We start from the raw sequence: 20,740 nt of genomic DNA on the forward strand, positions 1-20,740 counted from the left end.
CAAGGCGAGTTCAAAAAGGTTTGGGGTTGACTTGCACCATCCGTCAACTCTCTGCTTCCTTCTGCTTTTTTACTAGTCCTTATCATCGTAATTTACCATATTTAACTTGTATTGTATGAATACCAAAGCAAATTGTCAAGTGTAGCTTAGCCCTATTTTCCTAGTTATATACCAGATTCAAAGAAAGGACGAATCCAGTTATCCACCGTATTGGCGACAGCAGGCACGATGGTATTGAAAATCGGATAGATGGTGTAACGGTCGAGCGGTGTTAAAACGAGAACCAGGAAAATGATGACCCCAAAATGCTCATATTTCATCATTTTCGCCCGGACTCTATCCGGTGCCAGGTCCTCGAGAACGCGATAGCCGTCAAGCGGCGGGACCGGAAGCAAGTTAAATACAAACAGCAAGACATTTAAATAGACAAGCATGTTGATCAGCCGGTCGATAAAATCAATTCCCTTTTCCGACACACCGTCCACGACACCCGTTGTAAAAAGTGAATAAAAAACAATGATGCCAATAACAGCGATCAATATATTGCTCAGCGGCCCGGCAATCGAAACAAGAATGCCATATAAGTGAGGGCGCTTGAAGTTCCGGCGGTCAACCGGAACAGGCCTCGCCCATCCAAAGCCGGCAATCAGCAAGAGAATGGTGCCGATGGGATCAAGATGGGCAATCGGCGAAAGGGTAAGCCGGCCCTGGTTCTTTGCTGTCGGATCACCGCATAGATAAGCGGTAAATGCGTGGGCAAATTCATGAATGGTAAATGCAATAACCAATGAAATGATGACAAACGGCAGTTCCTGAAAATTAAAAGCCATGAAATTTTCCATTCAACTCTCCTTATTTCAAACGGTCTTTTTCTGCGAAAGATCGCGGACAGCAATCTTTCTGTCGTACAATTGCGTAAGTGCCATGCTAATCAGGTACAAACCAAAAATGACACTAAAAACAGCATTCATTCCCCAGGTGTCTGCGAGAATGCCGCCAAATGATGGCCCGATCATTCGTCCCGCTGTAGCCGTACTATTCACGATTCCCTGATAAAAGCCGGCCCTGCCCGCAGGGGCAAGTTCATTAGCAATGGAAGGAACGCCTGGCCAAACCAGCATTTCCCCTAGCGTCAGAACCACCATTGCTCCAAGAAAACCTGCAAATGACTCGGCCTGACTCACTATAATAAACGAAAGAATGAAGATTACATAACCTGCAAGAATTTGAGTTTTTGTGGCAGCGGTCCATTTGTTTAAAACATAAGTGAGGACTGGCTGCAAAAGGACAATCAATGCACCGTTCACCGTCCAAAGCAGACTGTACAGTCTAAGGCTGATGCCTGTTTCCTGCGTAAAGACCGCAATCGTGGATGGCCACTGCACATAACAGATCCATGCCAGCAAATAGCCTGCGCATAAAATGAGCAGCCCGGTAAACATAGTCTTGTTCTGTATTCTTGTATTCTGGGTAAGAATGGTTTCCGGAGCAATCTCTGACGCTTTGCTGCTCATCTCTTTAAAACCAAATAAAACGAGCAGAAAAAATACGGCACAAAGGCCGGCGTTTCCGATGAACGACCATTGAAAGGAAACGGAAGCGACAAATCCGCCGCCAGCCGCTCCGAGCGCCACCCCCACATTCTGGGCAACATAAATGGCGTTAAATGCTTTTCGCCCGCCTTCTTTCCAGACGGTTCCCGCCATGGCATACATGGATGGAAAGGTCATTCCCATCCCGAATCCAATCACCGCAAGAAGAAGGGCATAAAACAAAAATGTATGATAAAACACTAACAGTACAAGGGCAAGAAGGGTGATCGAAACTCCGGCAAGAATGGCACGGTAACCACCAAGCCTGTCAAACAACAGGCCGCCAGCCAGATTGCCCAGCACCCCGGCGCCCGAATTGATCATGAGCACAATTCCCGCAGCAGTCAGCGACTTTCCGAGATGCTCATGTATGTAAATCGTATTCACCGGCCACAAAAAAGTTGATCCTGTTACATTCAGGACCATGCCGATAATAAGCAGCCAAAGCGACTTTGGCATACCAAGCCCCCCATTTCAGCAAAAGAATACCCCTAAGTATTGTAGTGCTTTTTCTGCGTGCTGACAATTGTAAACCTGCCTCCTCCTCCCCTCTAACCGAATGTTGGAGAATGGACTCTCCCATGCTAAAATGGCATATAGTGCGATAGTGAGCATTTTTGTTAAGTTAAGGAGTGAATCTAATTGCCAGACCTAAGTTTTCCCGCCCATTTTGGCGACAAGCGTTTTTATACATGGAATACCCATCTACGAAACCATTTTGATGAAAAAATTATCAAAGTCCCTCTTGATGGCGGCTTTGACTGTCCAAATCGTGACGGAAAAGCAGCATACGGCGGCTGTACCTTTTGCTCGCAGAGCGGATCCGGGGATTTTGCCGGGGACCGTCGTGATGATTTGATCACCCAGTTTCATACGGTAAAAGAACGTATGCACCGAAAATGGAAAAAAGGGAAATACCTTGGCTATTTTCAGGCTTTTTCCAATACTTATGCCCCCGTGGAAAAGCTGCGGGAAATGTTTGAATCCATCCTGGAGCAAAAGGATGTCGCCGGACTGGCCATTGCCACCCGTCCCGACTGTTTGCCTGACGATGTGGTTGAATATCTTGCAGAACTCAATGAACGGACCTACCTGTGGGTCGAGCTGGGTCTTCAAACGGTCCATGAACGGACTGCCCTTCTCATCAACCGTGCCCACGACTACCAAACCTATGTAGAAGGTGTGCAAAAGCTCCGTCAACATAATATTCGGGTATGCTCCCATATTATTAACGGGCTTCCACTGGAAACACCAGAAATGATGATGGAAACGGCAAGAGAAGTAGCCAAGCTGGATGTACAGGGCATCAAGATCCATTTGCTTCACCTGTTAAAAAAAACGCCGATGGTCAAGCAATACGACAAGGGAATGCTTCAGTTTCTGGACTTTGATACCTACGTTAATCTCGTATGTGACCAGCTTGAGATTCTTCCCCCTGAAATGATGATACACCGCCTTACGGGTGATGGGCCCCCTGAATTAATGATTGGCCCGATGTGGAGTATGAATAAATGGAAAGTCCTGAACGCGATCGAAAGCGAACTTGAACGAAGAAACAGTTACCAGGGAAAATATTATTCTGAAGAAATGGTGAGGCCGCTATGAATCTACAAGGAATACTGCCATTTGCAAGAACATTGCTCGAAGCCGCTGCGTCAGATGGAAGTGCTGTTATCGATGCCACATGCGGAAACGGGAATGACACACTTCATCTTTCACGAATGGTCGGTAAGAGGGGCCGTGTGTTTGGATTTGACATTCAGGAATTGGCGATTCAAAACACCACCCGCCGGTTGTTGGAAGAACAGGCACTTGACAATGTAACCCTTTTTCACGCCGGCCACCATACGATGAAATCTGCCATTCCAGTGGAATACCACGGTTCGATTAAAGCTGCCATCTTTAATCTCGGCTATTTGCCCGGTGGAAATAAAGAGATTGTCACACAAAGCGATTCCACAATAGAGGCACTGGAACAGCTTTATGATCTGCTTGCTCCCGGGGGAATCGCCGTACTGGTCATCTACCACGGCCATGAACAAGGAAAGAAAGAACGGGATACCGTTTTAAAGTATGCCAGTCAGCTGGATCAGCAAAAAGCCCATGTCCTGCAATACGGATTTATTAATCAAAAAAACAGTCCTCCTTTTATTGTGGCGATTGAAAAAAGATAAAGAGCGGAAACTGCATGTGCAGTATCCGCTCTTTTTATACAGAAGGCTTTAGTCGTTGCATCAATCTTCGGTTCATATAAAAGAAATAGGTTATTCCTCCGCCCATTTTCATGATCTTGCCTGCCGCCTTTTTAATGCCAGGGTGGCGGTCGACCTTCTGATCGGCAAGATAGATACCAAGCAGTCCTCTGTTGATGAGTTTGTGAAATTTGCTGTCCGGCAGCCGCTGAATGCTGTGGTCAGCCTGTTCAACAAAATGGCCAAACCGCTCCAGAAGCTGATTTCCGTTTTCATAATACGAGCAAAAATTGAGGTCGCCCCCCTCTTCATCTTCCTGCTGATCCACAAAATAATCGAGCAGAATATGCAAACCTTGAACCCAGGGAAAGTAGCCGTTTTTAATCACCTGAACCTGTTCAGCAGTCAAACTTTTCTGCGAAGCGTAGGAGACCAGGCAAAAAATACCGAGAGTCGAGCCTGTACAGGCCGAAAATTCGTACCAGCTCATGGCAGGCAGCGAATCCTTGTGGCTTCGGTACCAGGCCTGCAGCCTCGGTACCCGTTCCTCAATCATCACATGCTTATGTATTTGCAAATCACAATAATAATGTGCGAGATCAAGCAGTGAATCCGCGATGGAAGAATAATGCGGAATTTCCGAAAGAATGTGCTGACACGTTTGTACCAGGCTCCAAAGGTAATCCCCATCATTTTGGTCTTCTCTCATACGATAGTAATTTTTCCTTTCAGTCCCCGGTGTCAGCGCATGAATCATAGATTCGTGCAGCGCTTCAAAATCCTTGGGATCAAGTGAAGTGCTTCGGTCACAGAGATTATCCAAATAGTCGCTGATTGTCTGATAGGCTACCACAAATTCAATAACCTTTTGCCGCTGTTCACCTGCCAGAAGAGCCAGTATGGCTCCTCCCTGGCAATGGAATTCCTTTGTATCAATGCTCATCAGAGCCTGTTTTCTAAGTTCGTCATTGGGGATGGTCTCTGCCTTTTCCCGCCATTTCTCTAAAAAAAGTGCTACATCGGGCAGAACATTGCGATAGATGCGATACATTAATGCCCAAGGTTGATTCGGTACACTCATTTCAATTTTCCACCCCTTGCAATCATCCAAAATCAAAAATGAAGATTTAAATACGATTTCATAAATTTAAAAACATCATCCCGTTCCGGCTCGTTCAGCACTTCATGATACAAGCCCGGGTATTCTTTATACATTTTATCATGGAGTTCAAGCCGGTTAAACCAGCTGCGGACCGCACGTTTATCCACAATCCGGTCGTCTCCTCCCTGTATGACCAAAAGCGGCACGTTCGGAAAGCGGTCCGTCTCCTGATGAGCCTGTTTCATGGCGCTTACAAGCTCACGGTACCATCTTACCGACACCTTCTCCACCAGCAGCGGATCAGAAGCATCCCGCAGAAGAACCTGTTCATTTCTTGTTTTGTTGACAGGATCCAGATTGGCAGAAAATTTGATGGAAGGAGCCACTGTGTTCAGGACCCTGGAAAGTGTTTCAATTCCCTTCTTTGGTGGACTCGCAAGCCCCAGGCATGGTGATGAAAGAATGATGCATTTTAAGGTAAAGTTCCTCTCCGTTGCTGCACGGATAGCGGCAAGTCCTCCCATGCTGTGGCCAAAAAGGAATACAGGAAGGGAATACAGCTCAGCTTCTGTAATCCATTCTTCTATCGTGAGAATATATTCATCAAAAGAATCAATGTGCCCGCGGCGGCGGGTGGTCGTTCCCTGTCCGGGAAGGTCTCCCATTAAGACATGAAAGCCTGCGGCGTTAAACTGCTGAATCAGCCATTCATAGCGGCCGTGATATTCCCCCGCACCATGAACCATGATAACGGCACCTTTTACTACATCCTTAGTTTCCCACTTCCACATAACAGCATCCCCTTCTCGAAATAATTATCCTTTGATAGAATAGAATGAAAAGCTAAAAACAGTTTAAAAACCCGATTTTATTTGAAAACAGGATGTGATACGTTTGATTTACCCTTACAATGGAAAAAATCCAGTCATTGCAAAAAGCGCCTATATTGCAGATTATGTAACCATTACCGGCGATGTGACCATCGGAGAAAACAGTTCCATCTGGTTTAACACAGTCATACGCGGAGATGTTTCCCCCACGATTATCGGCAATGGCGTAAATGTTCAGGATAACTCGGTTCTTCACCAAAGCCCCAACCGCCCCCTGATCCTTGAAGATGGAGTGACGGTTGGACACAGTGTTATTTTACATAGCAGTCTCATCCGGAAAAATGCGCTGATCGGAATGGGCTCACTGGTCCTTGATGGTGCTGAAATTGGCGAAGGCGCATTTATCGGAGCCGGCAGCCTCGTTCCCCCAGGAAAAAAGATACCGCCAAATTCCCTGGCGTTTGGCCGTCCAGCCAAAGTGATTCGGGAATTAAATGCTGACGACATCGCCGATATGAACCGCATTCGCCGTGAATATCAGGAAAAAGGGCAGTATTACAAGTCGCTTTCCGAATCCGATTGACGATCGCCGTTAAACTCGATTAAGTTGCCGTCCGGATCACATACATATACCTGGTGCCATGGCGTCTTATTCTCGGGTTTATTATGATATGGCACCTTGAAGTGATCCAGTTTTTTCAATAACCCCGGAATATCGTTCACCCGTATGGCAAAATGGCCATCCCGGCTATCCAGGTCATCCGTTCCTCTTAATGCTTTTCCCTGCGGGTTTACGATCAAATGAAGCTGAGTTGCGCCAAAATTGTACCATACGCCCGGAAAACCAAACTGCGGGCGCTCTTTGTCTGCTTTGAACCCCAATATGCCTTCATAAAAATACAACGCTTTCTTCAAATCAGTTACCACTAGTGAAACGTGATGGATTCCTTCGTACATGGCTTCCCCTTCCATTCATCCCAAAATTTTTTCCGTACATAATGCATGTTCTGGATAAATCATACCACAAGATGATTTCCTATTTAAATGGATAAACCCCAGAAGCCGCTTTTACCTTAAAGTCATATTTCCTCCTCTTGTTCAATAAAGTAGTAAGAGCCCTTTTTTGGAGGTGAACTTATTGAAACCGATAAAATCCTATACCCCTTACCACAGTCCGTTTGATCCTTGTCCTCCCATCGGCAAAAAGTACTACCGCACTCCACCGCAACTGTATATGACATTCCAGCCGCCCAACCTGCCGCAGTTTTCCCCGAGGGAAGCATTACAGAAAGGAACCCTTTGGCCGGCGTTCTACGATTATTATGAAAACCCTTATGATCGGAGGAGTTAAAGCATATGGAAAATAGCCTTCCTGCCGACTATTACAGACTCCTGGAAGAATTGCAGGCTGTGGATTTTGTGCTGGTAGAATTAACGCTGTACCTTGATACCCATCCAAATGACACCGCAAGCATTAATCAGTTTAATCATTATGCACGGGAGCGAAAAAAACTGAAAAAAGCCATTGAATCCCAATACGGTCCCATGCAGCAGTACGGAAACAGCTATTCAGGTACACCATGGGACTGGAACAAAGGGCCTTGGCCTTGGCAAGTGTAAATGTAATTTTATTGGAGGGTGACCATGTGGATTTATGAAAAAAAACTTCAGTACCCGGTTAGAGTCAGCACCTGTAATCCGAGACTCGCTAAATTTTTGATTGAACAATACGGCGGAGCCGATGGAGAGCTTGCGGCGGCTCTGCGTTACTTGAATCAGCGGTACAGCATTCCCGATAAGGTCATCGGGCTGTTGACCGATATAGGCACAGAAGAATTTGCTCACCTTGAAATGATTGCCACAATGGTTGTAAAACTTACCAAAGACGCCACGCCTCAACAGATGCGTGACGCCGGACTGGATGCCCATTATGCGAACCATGACAGTGCTCTTTTTTATCATAATGCAGCAGGTGTTCCATGGACCGCCTCTTACATTCAGGCCAAAGGAGATCCGATTGCAGACCTTTATGAAGACATAGCAGCTGAAGAAAAGGCGCGCGCCACCTATCAGTGGCTGATTGACATGTCGGACGATCCGGATCTCAATGACGGTCTCCGTTTCTTGAGGGAACGTGAAATTATCCATTCCATGAGGTTCCGGGAGGCTGTGGAAATTCTGAAAGAAGAACGCGACCGAAAAACCGTTTTTTGACAGTCATTCTTAAAACCGCTGATTCATCAGTGGTTTTTTATTTTTACAAACTCTTCATACTTCCTTAAAACTGGGACAAACATCCACTTGTATGCTTAAGGAGAAATCAGCATTAAGACAGGAGGATGTTTATGGCGAGAGTGACCGGGTGGATTTATGAAAAAGAATGCAGGTTATTCAAATGGGTAAACAGCAGGCTGCAGCATCGTTTGTTGGACAAGTACTTTAACGCCATTACCCACTTTGGAGGTGCAACTGCCACGATCATTACCACTCTTCTCGTACTGCTCTTCGCACCTGATAATGCAAGAATATTTGCTGCCGCAGGTTTCCTGTCTCTCGTACTCAGCCATATCCCTGTGGCCATCTCCAAGAAATGCTATCCCCGCAAGCGCCCATACCTCATGATACCGGGTACAAAAACCTTCAGTCATCCGCTGAAAGACCATTCCTTTCCGTCCGGGCATACAACAGCGGTCTTCTCTGTCATTATCCCGTTGTCCCTGATCCACCCCGGTCTGCTCTGGATTCTTGTTCCGCTGGGCTTCTCTGTCGGAATCTCCCGGATGTACCTTGGCTTGCATTATCCCACAGATGTCCTCGCAGGCATGATGCTGGGAATCAGTTCAGGAATCTTTTCCGTTTTCTTGGTTAATTCTTATCTCGTTACCAACCATTTATAATGTTCAGGAGGGGTTACATGAAAAAAGCGCTACAGGAACACGATTTGATGATTGTAAAAGAAATAAATCCCACTTTCCAGTCAGGATTCAATCTGCCAACAATCCTCAAATTTCCTGTATTCATAAAATCTCTGGAGCATAAACCTCCTGATCTGCCGCTCAAAAAAATAAAGCCGGCCCTTCCAGTGGGAATCCCAATGGAAGACCGGCTTTTTTATTTATGCGTTTGCTTGTTCTTTAAGTGCTTCTGCTTTATCTGTTTTTTCCCAAGGAAGCTCAACGTCAGTACGGCCGAAATGTCCATAAGCAGCTGTCTGCTTGTAAATCGGACGGCGAAGATCGAGCATTTTGATGATTCCTGCCGGGCGAAGGTCAAAGTTCTTGCGCACAAGATCAACCAATACCTCTTCAGAAACTTTTCCTGTTTCAAACGTGTTTACAGCAATGGATACAGGCTGAGCTACACCAATAGCGTAGGCAAGCTGAACTTCAACTTTGTCAGCAAGACCGGATGCAACAATGTTTTTCGCAACATAACGTGCTGCATATGCTGCAGAACGGTCTACTTTGGTCGCGTCTTTCCCAGAGAATGCCCCGCCACCGTGACGGGCATATCCGCCATACGTATCAACAATAATCTTACGGCCAGTCAAACCGGCGTCCCCTTGTGGTCCGCCAATTACAAAACGGCCTGTCGGGTTGATGAAGTACTTTGTATTTTCGTCAATCAATTCTGCAGGTACAACAGGCTTGATTACTTGTTCTTTAATATCCGCCTGGATTTGTTCAAGTGTAATTTCAGGGTGATGCTGAGTTGAAATGACAATCGTATCAATACGAACCGGCTTGTCATCCTCATCATATTCAACCGTTACTTGAGTTTTACCATCTGGACGAAGGTATGGCACTTCTTCCGTTTTGCGCACTTCAGCCAGTCGGCGGGACAAGCGGTGTGCCAATGAAATCGGAAGCGGCATGAGTTCAGGTGTTTCGTTGTTGGCATAGCCAAACATAAGACCCTGGTCACCAGCACCGATTGCTTCAATTTCTTCATCCGTCATCGAACCTTCACGAGCTTCAAGCGCCTGGTCAACCCCCATCGCGATATCAGCAGACTGCTCATCGATGGATGTCAGAACCGCACATGTTTCAGAGTCAAAACCATACTTCGCGCGGTCGTAACCGATTTCTTTGATGGTTTCCCGAACCACTTTCGGAATATCAACATATGTGGATGTAGTAATTTCTCCTGCAACCAGCACAAGTCCGGTTGTTACGGAAGTTTCACAAGCTACACGGGCATTTGGATCGTTAGCCAGGATTTCATCCAGGATCGCATCGGAAATTTGGTCACAAATTTTGTCCGGATGCCCTTCTGTAACTGATTCAGATGTAAAAAGACGACGACTTTTAGACAATTGAGATCCTCCTTCTCTATTTAACGCATAGAGCAATATTTTTCTAAGATACGGTACTCATTCCTATATGGATACTTTGTTTTTGTAAAATATTCAGGTTCAAACCATTTTGAGACATAAAAAAAGCCTTTCCCTAAATCATCATACACGAGGGAAAAGGTCTTATGTCTACGCCTTCACCTCTTATTTTCAAGGCTTGTTCACCTTGCAGGTTAGCACCTTTTCACTTCATTTTTTGGCACGAAGTGTCGGTTGCTGGGTTTCATAGGGCCTGTCCCTCCACCTACTCGGAATAAGAGTAGCCGTTCCCGAAATATAATAGCGCAGTTCGACAAACCTGTCAACTTGAAATGGCACCCCTTCTTCATCCAGATAGGAATTTTCAGCGTCACTATGCCTGATAATAATGTTTGCCAGAGCTGATCAGAGGATAATGCCTGATTTTCGAACCAAATCGTAAAATGTTAAATAAAATAGTATACATTATTTATTTTAATGTGCTATACTAATTTCGAATTTAGTCATGTTGACGGTGATTAATATATTTCTTTAAAAGGACGGTTTTGCGAACATGAATACGGTTGATTCAACGACGACTTTAGATGATATTCTAAACAGCGCAGCTACTCATGAAAATCTCCCAGTACCTATGCTTGTTGAAAAAGCACTGCTCCGCAACGAAGCCATTTTATCTTCGACAGGTGCTCTCAGAGCCACAACTGGAAAATACACTGGACGCTCTCCAGAAGACAAGTTTATCGTGGACGAAGCCAGTTCAAGCGGAAAAATAGACTGGGGCAAAATCAATAAGCCTTTTAATGAAGAAAAGTTTGATAAGCTTTACAAAAAAGTACTTCATTACTTAGGCCAGCAAGAAGAACTTTTTGTGTTTAAAGGCTTTGCTGGCGCTGATCATGCTTATCGCCTACCCATTCAGGTCGTGAACGAATTCGCCTGGCATAATCTGTTCGCCCGGCAAATGTTTATCCGCCCTACAGCTGAAGAGCTAAAGGGACTGGATGCAGAATTTACCGTGGTCTCCGCTCCCGGGTTCCAGGCTGATCCTGAGGTAGACGGCACAAATTCAGAAACTTTCATTATTATATCATTTGAGAGAAGGATTGTTTTGATCGGCGGCACAGAATATGCCGGTGAAATCAAAAAATCAATCTTTTCAGTTATGAACTATATCCTTCCCGAAAAAGGGATACTTTCCATGCACTGCTCGGCAAATGTCGGACAGGAAGGCGATGTCGCCCTTTTCTTCGGCTTATCCGGAACCGGTAAAACGACGCTTTCCGCTGATCCTCACCGCTCCCTGATCGGAGATGATGAACACGGCTGGGCCAATACAGGCGTCTTTAATATCGAAGGCGGATGCTATGCCAAAACCATCAACCTCTCTCAGGAAAAAGAGCCGCAAATCTGGGATGCTATCCGATTTGGAAGCGTTCTCGAAAACGTCGTCCTGGATGATTTGACACGTGAAGGAAACTATGATGACGGCTCATTGACCGAAAATACAAGAGCAGCTTATCCGATCCAGGCGATTCCAAACATCATACAGCCAAGTGTTGCCGGACACCCGAACACCATCATATTTCTGACAGCTGATGCATTCGGAGTATTGCCTCCGATCAGTAAACTGACGAAGGAACAGGCAATGTACCACTTCCTGTCCGGTTACACAAGTAAGCTTGCTGGCACAGAGCGTGGAATTACGTCTCCTCAGGCCACCTTCTCCACTTGCTTTGGTGCTCCATTCCTGCCGCTTGAGGCAACGGTTTATGCAGAAATGCTCGGCGAAAAAATCGATCACCATGAAGTAGAAGTTTACCTTGTGAACACCGGCTGGTCCGGAGGGGCATACGGCGCAGGTAAGCGCATGAACCTTTCCTATACAAGAGCCATGGTCCAGGCAGCGCTTCAGGGTGAGTTAAAATCTGTGGAAACGGTAACCGACCCGATCTTTGGATTAAACATCCCGATTCACTGCCCAGGTGTTCCTGATCAGGTGCTCCAGCCAAAGAAAACATGGAGCAACCCGGAAGAATATGACCTGAAAGCCAAAGAGCTTGCTGCTCAGTTCAATGATAATTTTTCAAAGTTCAATAATGTTCCTGCTGAAATTAAAGGTGCAGGCCCGCTCGTCTAATAAGAATATATCTGATTGTACCGCTTCCTTTAAGGGAGCGGTTTTTATTTTCCATAAAAAGGTTGCAAGCGACACAAGTGTCGCTTATAATAACGACAAAGGTGTCATTTTGTAAAAGGGAGTGTTTTACATGAAAAAGAATGCTCTATTACGTAACCGCTCGTACCTGTATTTAATGTCCGCACAGGTCGTTTCCAACCTCGGTGACTGGTTAAGCCTCATGGCCATCTTTTCGTTAATGGCCTTCAAATGGGATGTCTCACCTCTTGAAATATCCTTTGTCGTCATCTGTCTGGGTCTTCCCATGACGGTGCTCGGTCCTGTATCCGGTGTAATTGCAGACCGCATGAATCGTAAAGTCATTATGGTGGTTTCTGACCTATTTCGTTGTGTCATTATACTTGGTTTAATTGTTGCCAACGTTCCATGGCATATCTACGTTCTCCTGCTTCTTCTTGGCACCTTCTCTTCTCTTTTTACACCAGCGAAAAGTGGGATGCTCAAAGAAATTGTCAATGATGAAGAGATGCAGCAAGCGGCCTCGATCAGTTCCGTGATACAGGACGGGGCGAAGATTATCGGACCCGCCATCAGTGGTGTTTTGGTGACCGCCGCGGGCCTGGATAGTGTGTTTCTCCTCGACTCCATGAGCTTTCTGCTGTCTGCCTTACTGCTTTTTATGCTTCCAAAAACCCGCACTTTTGGAAGCAAGGAAAAGCCAGAACATCCATCCATAATTTCCGATTTAAAAGAGGGATTTCTATACATTAAAAAAGTGCCGTTTATCCTGTATGGAACAGGCATCATGTTTGTTTCCATGCTTATTCTGCAGATGGCGGACGCACAGTTTTCCGTGTTGATTCGCTTGTTGAAGGAAGGCAGTCCTGCTCTGGTCGGACTGGTTGTCACATGTTCAGGAACCGGATTTCTTGTTTCCGGCCTATGCCTGGCCAAATGGAAGGTGCGCTCGCCTTGGCAAGGCATGACAATGGGACTCTTTTTACTTGGATCTGGCTTTGTCCTTGTGGGATATTTAGCACGCATCCAGTTTCCTCACTCCTTTATCTGGGCTCCTGTCATTACCTTTCTGGCTGCATCAGGTGGTGGATTCATCTTTATTCCTTTCAATACTGCCGTACAGAAGCTCACCCCTGTTCATATGACCGGCAGAGTGTTTGGACTTACAGGAAGCATGATTATGACCGCCACACTCATTGGTCCTGTGGCCGGAGGATTCGCTGGAAACCACTGGGGCGTGATCTCCGTATTTATTGCATCTGGTGCGGGACTTGTTACAATAAGTCTAGCTGCACTACTATTAAGAAAACGAACAGAACGGAGCGATCATCTTGTCACCGAAAGTGCCGGACGAACACAAGGAAAAACGACAGCGTGAAATTTTGAAGGCTTCCAAGGAAGTGTTTGCTAAAAAAGGGTACGAAGCCACCAGCATCAAAGATATTATGGAAGCAACCGGGATCAGCCGGGGTGGTATTTACGATTACTTTTCCAACAAAGAGCACATCTTTCTTTCCCTGCTGGAGCAGTCCATGGAAGATAACCGCAAGGAAATAGATACACTCCTCCAAAAGAACAACGGATCCGTTTGGAAAACACTGCTTACGATCTGGGATGATTACAGAGAGGCCAAAAATGAGGATCAGGAAGACTCGTTCAGTGCGGCAATCATTGAATATGGAATTGCCCATTGGCGGAAACCCGAGAATAGAGGCTATATCGAAAACCGGTATGAGCAAGCGGCCGGAATTTTTTCATCCTTGATTCATAAAGGTATCGAAAACGGTGAATTTGATCCTGTTGTATCCGTCGATGACGTCAGCCGGTTCATGATTAGCTTTCTGGACGGAATTGCGATTTCTGCGATTACTCTGACTCACGGATTTATGCAAACAGGCAAGCAGATGGACCTTTTTGAAAATAGCATGAAATCCATGCTGAACGTAAAAGAGCCGGATTTGTCACAACGGTGACAGCTCCGGCTTTTCTTTATTTCGGGTTTTCATCCACTCACAAAACGCAAAGGTAATCTTCCTGTTTTCCTGGGGCGGGAAGTGGTGGGTATACTGGGGATAAAACCAGGTTTCCACCATTCCCTTCGGATCTATGCATTCTTTTAACACTAACGAATGTGTAATGCTGACATTCTCATCCTTGCAGCCATGTATCAAAAGAAGCGGGACAGTAAGTCCTTCACAATAATGAACAGGCGATCTTGTCCTGTAGCCTTCCGGAACTTTCGATGGTGTTCCCCCGATGACACGCTTCATCATTTTTCTCAAATCTACCCGCTCTTCATAGGTCAGGGCCATGTCTGAAACCCCTCCCCAAATGACTACTGAACGTGCTTCTGGATACTTCAGTGCCGTAAAGAAGGCCATCGGCCCGCCACGGGAGAATCCAAAAATATGAAGCTGATCATGATCAACAATGGATAAAGAACGAAGAACTTCAAAGGCATGGAACGCATCCTGCCGGTCTTCTCCGCAAAAGTCTTCTCTGCCCTCTCCCCCTTCATTTCCACGATAAAAAGGAGCCATCACAACAAACCCCTGGGAAGCAAGCTGAATAATCCGCGGAACACGTACCATTCCCACTTTTTTTATGCCGCCCCGCAAATATAAAAATCCAGGCAGCATGTCTTTCCCGCTGTTCTTGGGAATGGCCAGAAGCCCTTTTACGGTCAACCCTTCACTCTTATAAGAGATTCTGAATAACGTAATCTGTGGATGTGGAGAAGGATACCGTTGGGCATGAGTGATCAGGCTGCTGTCCAGCACATAAATTCCCCCTTTTTTTATTTAGGCCAACACACAATTTTACCATTCACATATAAAGTATTACATGAAACTTTATCCTTCATTCGAATATAAAGGAGGCTAACCATTTGAAACGTATAAAAGCCCAGCTTATGCTTTTCTTTTCACTGATCTTGACGGCATGCCTGCTGTTGTCGGCATGTTCTTCCGATACCTCGGAAAAACAAAAGCGTGATAAGGTTCGGGTGGCTGAAGTAACCCGGTCCATTTTCTATGCACCCCAATATGTTGCGATTGAAAAAGGCTTCTTTAAAGACGAGGGCATTGATGTGGACTTAAAGACCACATGGGGCGGAGATAAAACCATGACCACGCTTTTGTCCAACGGAGCCGATATTGCCCTAGTCGGCTCTGAAACGTCTATTTATGTAGGTGCCCAGGGAACGAGCGATCCTGTCATTAACTTTGCACAGCTTACCCAAACGGATGGAACCTTCCTAGTGGCCCGAAAAAAGCCGGATTATTTTTCCTGGGATCAGCTCAAAGGCAGCACCTTCCTCGGACAGCGCAAAGGCGGAATGCCACAGATGGCAGGTGAGTTCAGCTTGAAGAAGCACGGAATTGATCCTCATAAAGACATGAAGCTAATCCAGAACATCGACTATGCCAACATTCCAAACGCCTTCGCTTCCGGTACCGGGGACTATGTGCAGTTGTTTGAACCACAGGCAAGCCTGTTTGAACAAAAAGGCATCGGCCATGTGGTGGCCTCCTTCGGTGAAGCATCCGGAAAGCTGCCATATACATCTTATATGTCCAAACAAAGCTATATGAAAAAGAATGGGGATGTGCTCAAACGCTTTACCAAAGCGATCTATAAGGCGCAGCTTTATGTAGAAACCCATACGGCAAAGGAAACGGCGGAACTGATCGCTCCGTATTTTGAAGACACACCCGTTGATCTTATTGAAAAAGTTGTGGACCGCTACAAAGGTCAGCACAGCTATGCAGTAAATCCGATCCTCGAACAAGATGCCTGGAATAACCTGCAGTCGGTCATGAAAGCGGCGGGAGAGCTTCCGAAAAAAGCCGATTACAAGAAACTGGTTAACACCACCTTTTCCCGTGATGCCACAAAATAAATCATAAAATTACGATGGAGGGATCATAGTGGCCTTCTTACAATTAAAATCGATCGGTCAAACGTACTTTTCCAAGCAAACGGCCACGACTGCATTAGAAGACATTACACTCTCTGTCTCCGAGGGAGAATTTGTTTCCTTTCTAGGACCGAGTGGATGCGGAAAGTCCACCCTGCTTTCCATCATCTCGGGTCTAATACAGCCAACGAACGGCACAGTTTCCTTGAAAAATCAGTTGATTACACAACCCCATGCGAAAATCGGATATATGCTTCAGCAAGACTACCTGTTTCCCTGGAAGACAATCAAAGACAATATCTTGGTAGGATTAAAACTGCAAGGTTGTCTGAACGATGAGCGGACCTCATATGCCCTATCCCTGATGAGCGAAATCGGCTTATATGACACCTTGGATAAATACCCAAATGAATTGTCCGGCGGCATGAGACAGCGTGTGGCATTGGTCCGCACACTCGCAACCAACCCGCAGATCCTCCTGCTGGATGAACCGTTTTCCGCACTTGACTATCAAACCAAACTAAAACTTGAAGATTTAGTCTCTACTACTCTGCGTGAACATGGCAAAACCGCAATTCTGGTCACCCACGATATTGGAGAAGCCATTGCCATGAGCGACCGGATCATTTTATTTTCCACAAAACCGGGGAGAATCTTCCGGACGTTTCCGGTATCCGGCCATCTTAGAAAGCGTCTGCCGTTTGAAGCGCGCCAGCATCCTGATTATTCTGTGATGTTTCAGCAAATTTGGGAGGAGTTGGAACAAATTGAACAAAACGACACCGAGTAAAACCCACTCCGACTACTTGTTGAACCTGCGCAAACAAACAATCAAAGTCAGACTCTCTCAGCTTTTGATTTTCATTCTTTTTTTCGGTCTTTGGCAGTACAGCTCAGACCAAAAATGGATCGATCCCCTTCTCTTTAGTTCACCACAGAAAATCCTTACATTGCTTGCTGATAAAATAGCGGATGGAAGTATTTTCGGTCATATTGGTATGACCCTTTCAGAAACAGCGATTGGCTTTTTGCTTGGAACGTTATTCGGAACCCTGCTCGCTGCCCTGATCTGGTGGTTCCCCTTTCTCTCCAGAGTTCTTGATCCGTACCTTGTCATTCTAAACGCCATGCCCAAAGTCGCCATTGGCCCTATCCTTATCGTAGCTCTCGGGCCCAATCTAACATCCATTGTGGCAATGGGGATCTTAATTTCTGTCATTATTACAACCATCGTAATCTATACGTCATTTAGAAATGTAGAACCCAACTATGTAAAAGTCATCCGGTCGTTCGGAGGTTCAAAGTATCAATGTTTTAAAGAGGTGATCCTCCCCGCCTGTTTTCCGGCGATTATCTCGGCATTGAAAGTAAATGTCGGCCTTTCCTGGGTTGGGGTCATTGTTGGAGAGTTCCTTGTTTCCAAACAAGGACTGGGCTATCTGATTATTTACGGTTTTCAGGTGTTCAATTTTACCCTCGTATTGATGAGCCTTCTGATTATCGCTTTGCTGGCAACCCTTATGTATCAGCTTGTTGAAGCTCTCGAAAAAAAGCTGATCAAGAACCGGACACTGTAAACCTTACGCTTAAACTAAATTACGGACATGACCAAAACCCCTCCTCATTGATCGGAGGGGTTCAAGTATTTACGCCTCTTCCAGGTTACCGAATGATCCAAAGAATTCATAGTGAATATCCTCTTCGGGCACTTCCCATTGGTTCAGTGCAGAGTTGACCACCTGCATGAACGGCAATGGACCGCAAAAGTAAAATTGGGCATCTTTTGAGGGCAATACCTCCTGCAGCCATTCAAGGGTAATGTAGCCTTCACGGTCAAAACACTCTTTTTCTCGGTCCTCGTTTGAGGGCTGTGTATAAATAAAATAAGATGTGATATTTGGATTTTGTTCACTTACCTTGCGGACTTCTTCCCTGAAAGCATGGACGCTTCCATTTTGCGCCGCTTCAATATAGACAACCTTTCGATCGGGCTGATTGGCATTGATGGTATGCAGCATGCTTGTAACCGGAGTCAGACCAACCCCTCCGCTGATGAGCACAACCGGCCTGTTACTGTCAACATCCAAATAAAAATCGCCGGCTGGAGCAGAAATGGGAAGTACATCCCCTTCATTGTATAACTGATGCAAATCCGTGGATACCACACCGGGCCCTATGTCTTCGCCTTTTGGTCCTTCCCGCTTTACACTGATCCGGAAATAATCCAGACCCGGCCGGTCAGACAGGCTGTACTGTCTCAGGTGGGTATATTCCTCCTGGGGGATTTCAACTTTCACTGTAATATATTGTCCCGGAAGGAATGATGGCAATGCTTGTCCATCTTCAGGCTTAAGGTAAAACGAAGTAATGACTTCGCTTTCCCTGACTTTCCGGTCAATGATAAAATTCTTAAATCCTGCCCACCCGCCTGACTGGGTCTCTGCGCTTTTATAAAATCCTTCTTCCATTTTAATAAATGCACTCGAAATAATCTGGTAAGCATCGACCCATGCATCAAGAATCTCGTCAGTCGCTGCATCGCCCAGAATTTCCTTGATTGCCCCCAGCAAATGTTCGCCTACAATGGGATAATGCTCTGGTTTTACCTGCAGACTTCGGTGCTTTTGGCCAATCCTCTCCAGGATAGGCATGATCTGACTGAGGTCTTCTATGTTTGCTGCAGCTCCATACACGGCCTCCGCCAGTGCTTTTGGCTGATGGCCGGTAATCTGGTGGGTCATATTAAACATATTTTTCAATTCGGGATGACTTTCGAATAACCGCTGATAGAATTTCTTGGTAATGGCCTCACCATGTTCTTTAACAACCGGAAGTGTCTGTTTGATCACTTCTAATTTTTTTGGACCCAGCTGTTTTACCATTTTGGTTACTTCTTCACGCTGTTCTTTTTTGTTTCTATCCACTGTCAAAGCCTCCTTTTTTCACTATAGGACACGTACCCCAATTCAGCTTTAGCAACGCGTGGTATTTCTATACAAATCTTGCAGAATAAAAAAACAGCCAACATCCATGGGATGCAGCTGTGCAATGAAGGCTCTATAAAAACCTTTCTTTCGTATGCTGGAGACTTTGTATGAGCACCTGATCCTTCATCATGAAGCTGAACTTTTGTTGTCCTTCAAAGGATTCCGGCAATTCCTCAAAAAAGACAGGTCCGTTAGTTTCATAATAACGATCTTTCAACAATAATTTATCAACTGTAGCATAATATATGTTTTTAATGATGATGCCGCCTTTGCCATCCACCTTATACTGTCCCAAATAATGAAGGGAAGAAACATGTCCCCCTGTTTCTTCAAAAACTTCACGGACAGCAGCCTGATCTGCATTTTCTCCCGGTTCAACTTTTCCGCCGGGAAATTCAATTCCCCGCCGCGGATGCTCTGTCAGGAGCCATTGCCCGCGAAAACGGCACAGTACCCAGACATGCTTTGGGTCAGTGGAAAAAGGATGGTCATCAAAGGAAAGCTTAACAGTATTATCATAATAATCTTTAAAAGTAATGGGTTCCATTGTTTAATTACTCCAAATCACTAGGTTAATTCTATTGTAAATAAGGAAGCATACATTGTCCAATACCTAAAAATACTTTCCTTCCTATTATGAAATACAGGTACCCTTTTAATAAGAGGAAGGATCACTTTTTAGTTTCTTTATCTATTATCCCATATTTATAGTAAAAAATAAAAAACTCCTGTCCAAGCGGACTGGAGTTTTTTTACATTATAAGTGCACTCATCATTTCCAAACAGGTTGTTAGGATTTACACAAAGGAGTTTAGTTTATTAAATTTTAATTTAATGTTTTGAACATTATATAACTTAACATCCCTTTTTTCATTTGTAAACCCCAAGCCTCGCTCGATTTCCGTGAAATAAAAAATGAAAATCCCCCTTATAATGTAGGTATTCTATATTTACACCTGATTTTCTTATGAGCATTTGACATAAGAATTTATTCATGTAACATAGGTGAATGTAAGGAAAATTTTTAACGAATTAAATTTTTCTAATAAGGATGGTTGGAATGCAAGATCATAATGAGATGGCTCGGGAAGCTATTGAACGAGCGAAGGGAAACGTTGTCCATTCCATTGCAGAAACGATGGATCTTTATGGAGTTACTCCTTCAGCAGGGAGACTTTATGGAACCATGTATTTTGAAAACGCAATGACGCTTGATGAAATGAAGGAAGAACTGAAGATGAGCAAGCCGAGTATGAGCACGGCTGTCCGGACACTTCAAGAGATTAATGTGGTTCATAAAACATGGCAAAAAGGTTCACGCAAGGATGTTTTTGTAGCGGAAAAAAACTTTTTCAAATCACTGATTCACTTTTTCTGTATTAAATGGATGCGTGAAGTGAGACTTAATCTGGAAGCCATTGAAATGTCGGAGAAGGATTTACAGACCGTGATTCAGCATACAAAGGTGGATAAAGCCATCCGTGCTGAAGCAGAGCGCCATTTTGAGCTGATCCACGAGTCAAAGAAATATTATTATTGGCTTGAAACGCTTGTTGACAGTTTTGAGACTGGAGACATTTTTCGCTATCTTCCCATACCGGATGACGATAAAAAGTAAATCACCTGGTAA

Annotated in this window: 23 protein-coding genes, 1 riboswitch and 1 other annotated feature (1 of these 25 cut by a window edge); of the genes, 14 read left to right on the forward strand and 9 right to left on the reverse strand. The window is 45.1% G+C overall.

Annotated elements, in window-relative coordinates; genetic code table 11:
- Positions 1–95: a binding site (T-box leader), on the reverse strand (it extends 139 nt beyond the left edge of the window).
- Between the two features lie 69 nt (positions 96–164).
- Positions 165–842 (reverse strand): site-2 protease family protein, encoded by a 678-nt coding sequence (locus QNH15_RS17915; protein WP_061972430.1) that lies wholly within the window; start codon positions 840–842, stop codon positions 165–167.
- A 15-nt stretch (positions 843–857) separates the two neighbouring features.
- Positions 858–2,051, reverse strand: a complete 1,194-nt coding sequence (locus tag QNH15_RS17920) for an MDR family MFS transporter (RefSeq protein WP_283889559.1) — start codon at positions 2,049–2,051, stop codon at positions 858–860.
- A gap of 183 nt (positions 2,052–2,234) precedes the next feature.
- Here QNH15_RS17920 and mnmL point away from each other — a divergent pair, with 183 nt between their 5' ends.
- On the forward strand, positions 2,235–3,197 hold the full coding sequence (mnmL, locus tag QNH15_RS17925) for a tRNA modification radical SAM protein MnmL/YtqA (protein WP_283889560.1): 963 nt from the start codon (positions 2,235–2,237) through the stop codon (positions 3,195–3,197).
- Positions 3,194–3,766, forward strand: coding sequence for a tRNA 5-(aminomethyl)-2-thiouridylate-methyltransferase MnmM (mnmM, locus tag QNH15_RS17930; protein ID WP_283889561.1), 573 nt, complete (start codon positions 3,194–3,196; stop codon positions 3,764–3,766). The genes mnmL and mnmM overlap by 4 nt, the downstream gene beginning before the upstream one ends.
- Positions 3,767–3,800: 34 nt before the next feature.
- Here mnmM and QNH15_RS17935 read toward each other — a convergent pair whose 3' ends face one another.
- Both QNH15_RS17935 and QNH15_RS17940 read right to left on the reverse strand, forming a co-directional pair.
- Positions 3,801–4,865: a tetraprenyl-beta-curcumene synthase family protein gene (locus tag QNH15_RS17935; protein WP_283889562.1), complete on the reverse strand. Its 1,065-nt coding sequence runs from the start codon at positions 4,863–4,865 to the stop codon at positions 3,801–3,803.
- 32 nt (positions 4,866–4,897) lie between these two features.
- On the reverse strand, positions 4,898–5,677 hold the full coding sequence (locus tag QNH15_RS17940) for an alpha/beta hydrolase (RefSeq protein ID WP_283889563.1): 780 nt from the start codon (positions 5,675–5,677) through the stop codon (positions 4,898–4,900).
- 103 nt (positions 5,678–5,780) lie between these two features.
- Between QNH15_RS17940 and QNH15_RS17945 the strand changes: the two genes are divergently transcribed.
- Entirely contained in the window at positions 5,781–6,299 is a 519-nt protein-coding gene (locus tag QNH15_RS17945; RefSeq protein ID WP_061972425.1) for a gamma carbonic anhydrase, read from the forward strand.
- Here QNH15_RS17945 and QNH15_RS17950 read toward each other — a convergent pair.
- The gene (locus QNH15_RS17950) at positions 6,272–6,673 is read right to left on the reverse strand and encodes a VOC family protein (RefSeq protein WP_283889564.1); all 402 of its coding nucleotides are present in this window, start codon (positions 6,671–6,673) and stop codon (positions 6,272–6,274) included. The two genes, QNH15_RS17945 and QNH15_RS17950, sit on opposite strands and share 28 nt — an antisense overlap.
- A 181-nt stretch (positions 6,674–6,854) precedes the next feature.
- Between QNH15_RS17950 and QNH15_RS17955 the strand changes: the two genes are divergently transcribed.
- The 4 genes from QNH15_RS17955 to QNH15_RS17970 all read left to right on the forward strand — a co-directional run bounded on the left by QNH15_RS17955 (position 6,855) and on the right by QNH15_RS17970 (position 8,613).
- Positions 6,855–7,067 carry a spore coat associated protein CotJA gene (locus tag QNH15_RS17955; RefSeq protein WP_420889651.1) on the forward strand — a complete coding sequence of 71 codons (213 nt, stop codon included), beginning with the start codon at positions 6,855–6,857 and terminating at the stop codon, positions 7,065–7,067.
- 5 nt (positions 7,068–7,072) lie between these two features.
- Entirely contained in the window at positions 7,073–7,336 is a 264-nt protein-coding gene (locus QNH15_RS17960; protein ID WP_061973006.1) for a spore coat protein CotJB, read from the forward strand.
- A gap of 24 nt (positions 7,337–7,360) precedes the next feature.
- Entirely contained in the window at positions 7,361–7,930 is a 570-nt protein-coding gene (locus QNH15_RS17965; RefSeq protein WP_090235081.1) for a manganese catalase family protein, read from the forward strand.
- Between the two features lie 131 nt (positions 7,931–8,061).
- Positions 8,062–8,613, forward strand: a complete 552-nt coding sequence (locus tag QNH15_RS17970; RefSeq protein ID WP_061972423.1) for a phosphatase PAP2 family protein — start codon at positions 8,062–8,064, stop codon at positions 8,611–8,613.
- A 218-nt stretch (positions 8,614–8,831) separates the two neighbouring features.
- On the opposite strand, the gene metK is transcribed toward QNH15_RS17970, so the two are convergent.
- Positions 8,832–10,031 carry a methionine adenosyltransferase gene (gene metK, locus QNH15_RS17975; RefSeq protein ID WP_283889565.1) on the reverse strand — a complete coding sequence of 400 codons (1,200 nt, stop codon included), beginning with the start codon at positions 10,029–10,031 and terminating at the stop codon, positions 8,832–8,834.
- A gap of 180 nt (positions 10,032–10,211) precedes the next feature.
- Positions 10,212–10,330, reverse strand: a riboswitch (SAM riboswitch).
- 272 nt (positions 10,331–10,602) lie between these two features.
- Between metK and pckA the strand changes: the two genes are divergently transcribed.
- The 3 genes from pckA (at position 10,603) to QNH15_RS17990 (ending at position 14,177) form a co-directional block, all read left to right on the forward strand.
- Positions 10,603–12,186, forward strand: a complete 1,584-nt coding sequence (gene pckA / locus QNH15_RS17980) for a phosphoenolpyruvate carboxykinase (ATP) (protein WP_283889566.1) — start codon at positions 10,603–10,605, stop codon at positions 12,184–12,186.
- Between the two features lie 130 nt (positions 12,187–12,316).
- Positions 12,317–13,582, forward strand: coding sequence for an MFS transporter (locus QNH15_RS17985; protein WP_283889567.1), 1,266 nt, complete (start codon positions 12,317–12,319; stop codon positions 13,580–13,582).
- Positions 13,536–14,177: a TetR/AcrR family transcriptional regulator gene (locus tag QNH15_RS17990; protein ID WP_283889568.1), complete on the forward strand. Its 642-nt coding sequence runs from the start codon at positions 13,536–13,538 to the stop codon at positions 14,175–14,177. Before QNH15_RS17985 ends, QNH15_RS17990 begins: the two co-directional genes overlap by 47 nt.
- Here the strand turns inward: QNH15_RS17990 and QNH15_RS17995 are convergent.
- Positions 14,166–14,969: an alpha/beta hydrolase family protein gene (locus tag QNH15_RS17995; RefSeq protein WP_283895634.1), complete on the reverse strand. Its 804-nt coding sequence runs from the start codon at positions 14,967–14,969 to the stop codon at positions 14,166–14,168. The two genes, QNH15_RS17990 and QNH15_RS17995, sit on opposite strands and share 12 nt — an antisense overlap.
- 122 nt (positions 14,970–15,091) lie before the next feature.
- Here QNH15_RS17995 and QNH15_RS18000 point away from each other — a divergent pair, with 122 nt between their 5' ends.
- From QNH15_RS18000 to QNH15_RS18010, 3 genes are read left to right on the forward strand one after another with little or no spacing between them, the layout of a single operon-like run.
- Positions 15,092–16,105 carry an ABC transporter substrate-binding protein gene (locus QNH15_RS18000; protein WP_425590362.1) on the forward strand — a complete coding sequence of 338 codons (1,014 nt, stop codon included), beginning with the start codon at positions 15,092–15,094 and terminating at the stop codon, positions 16,103–16,105.
- 28 nt (positions 16,106–16,133) lie between these two features.
- Positions 16,134–16,913 carry an ABC transporter ATP-binding protein gene (locus QNH15_RS18005; protein WP_061972419.1) on the forward strand — a complete coding sequence of 260 codons (780 nt, stop codon included), beginning with the start codon at positions 16,134–16,136 and terminating at the stop codon, positions 16,911–16,913.
- Positions 16,891–17,700 (forward strand): ABC transporter permease, encoded by an 810-nt coding sequence (locus QNH15_RS18010; protein ID WP_283889569.1) that lies wholly within the window; start codon positions 16,891–16,893, stop codon positions 17,698–17,700. The genes QNH15_RS18005 and QNH15_RS18010 overlap by 23 nt, the downstream gene beginning before the upstream one ends.
- Positions 17,701–17,769: 69 nt before the next feature.
- Here QNH15_RS18010 and hmpA read toward each other — a convergent pair whose 3' ends face one another.
- Positions 17,770–19,005 (reverse strand): NO-inducible flavohemoprotein, encoded by a 1,236-nt coding sequence (gene hmpA, locus QNH15_RS18015; protein ID WP_283895638.1) that lies wholly within the window; start codon positions 19,003–19,005, stop codon positions 17,770–17,772.
- 175 nt (positions 19,006–19,180) lie between these two features.
- Entirely contained in the window at positions 19,181–19,657 is a 477-nt protein-coding gene (gene ytkD / locus QNH15_RS18020) for an RNA deprotection pyrophosphohydrolase (protein ID WP_061972417.1), read from the reverse strand.
- A 513-nt stretch (positions 19,658–20,170) separates the two neighbouring features.
- Between ytkD and cudC the strand changes: the two genes are divergently transcribed.
- Entirely contained in the window at positions 20,171–20,728 is a 558-nt protein-coding gene (gene cudC, locus QNH15_RS18025) for a choline uptake/conversion transcriptional regulator CudC (RefSeq protein ID WP_283889570.1), read from the forward strand.
- Positions 20,729–20,740: the final 12 nt, after the last annotated feature.

The sequence above is a fragment of the Fictibacillus enclensis genome (assembly GCF_030123385.1).
In the GTDB taxonomy this organism is placed as follows: domain Bacteria; phylum Bacillota; class Bacilli; order Bacillales; family Fictibacillaceae; genus Fictibacillus_C; species Fictibacillus_C enclensis.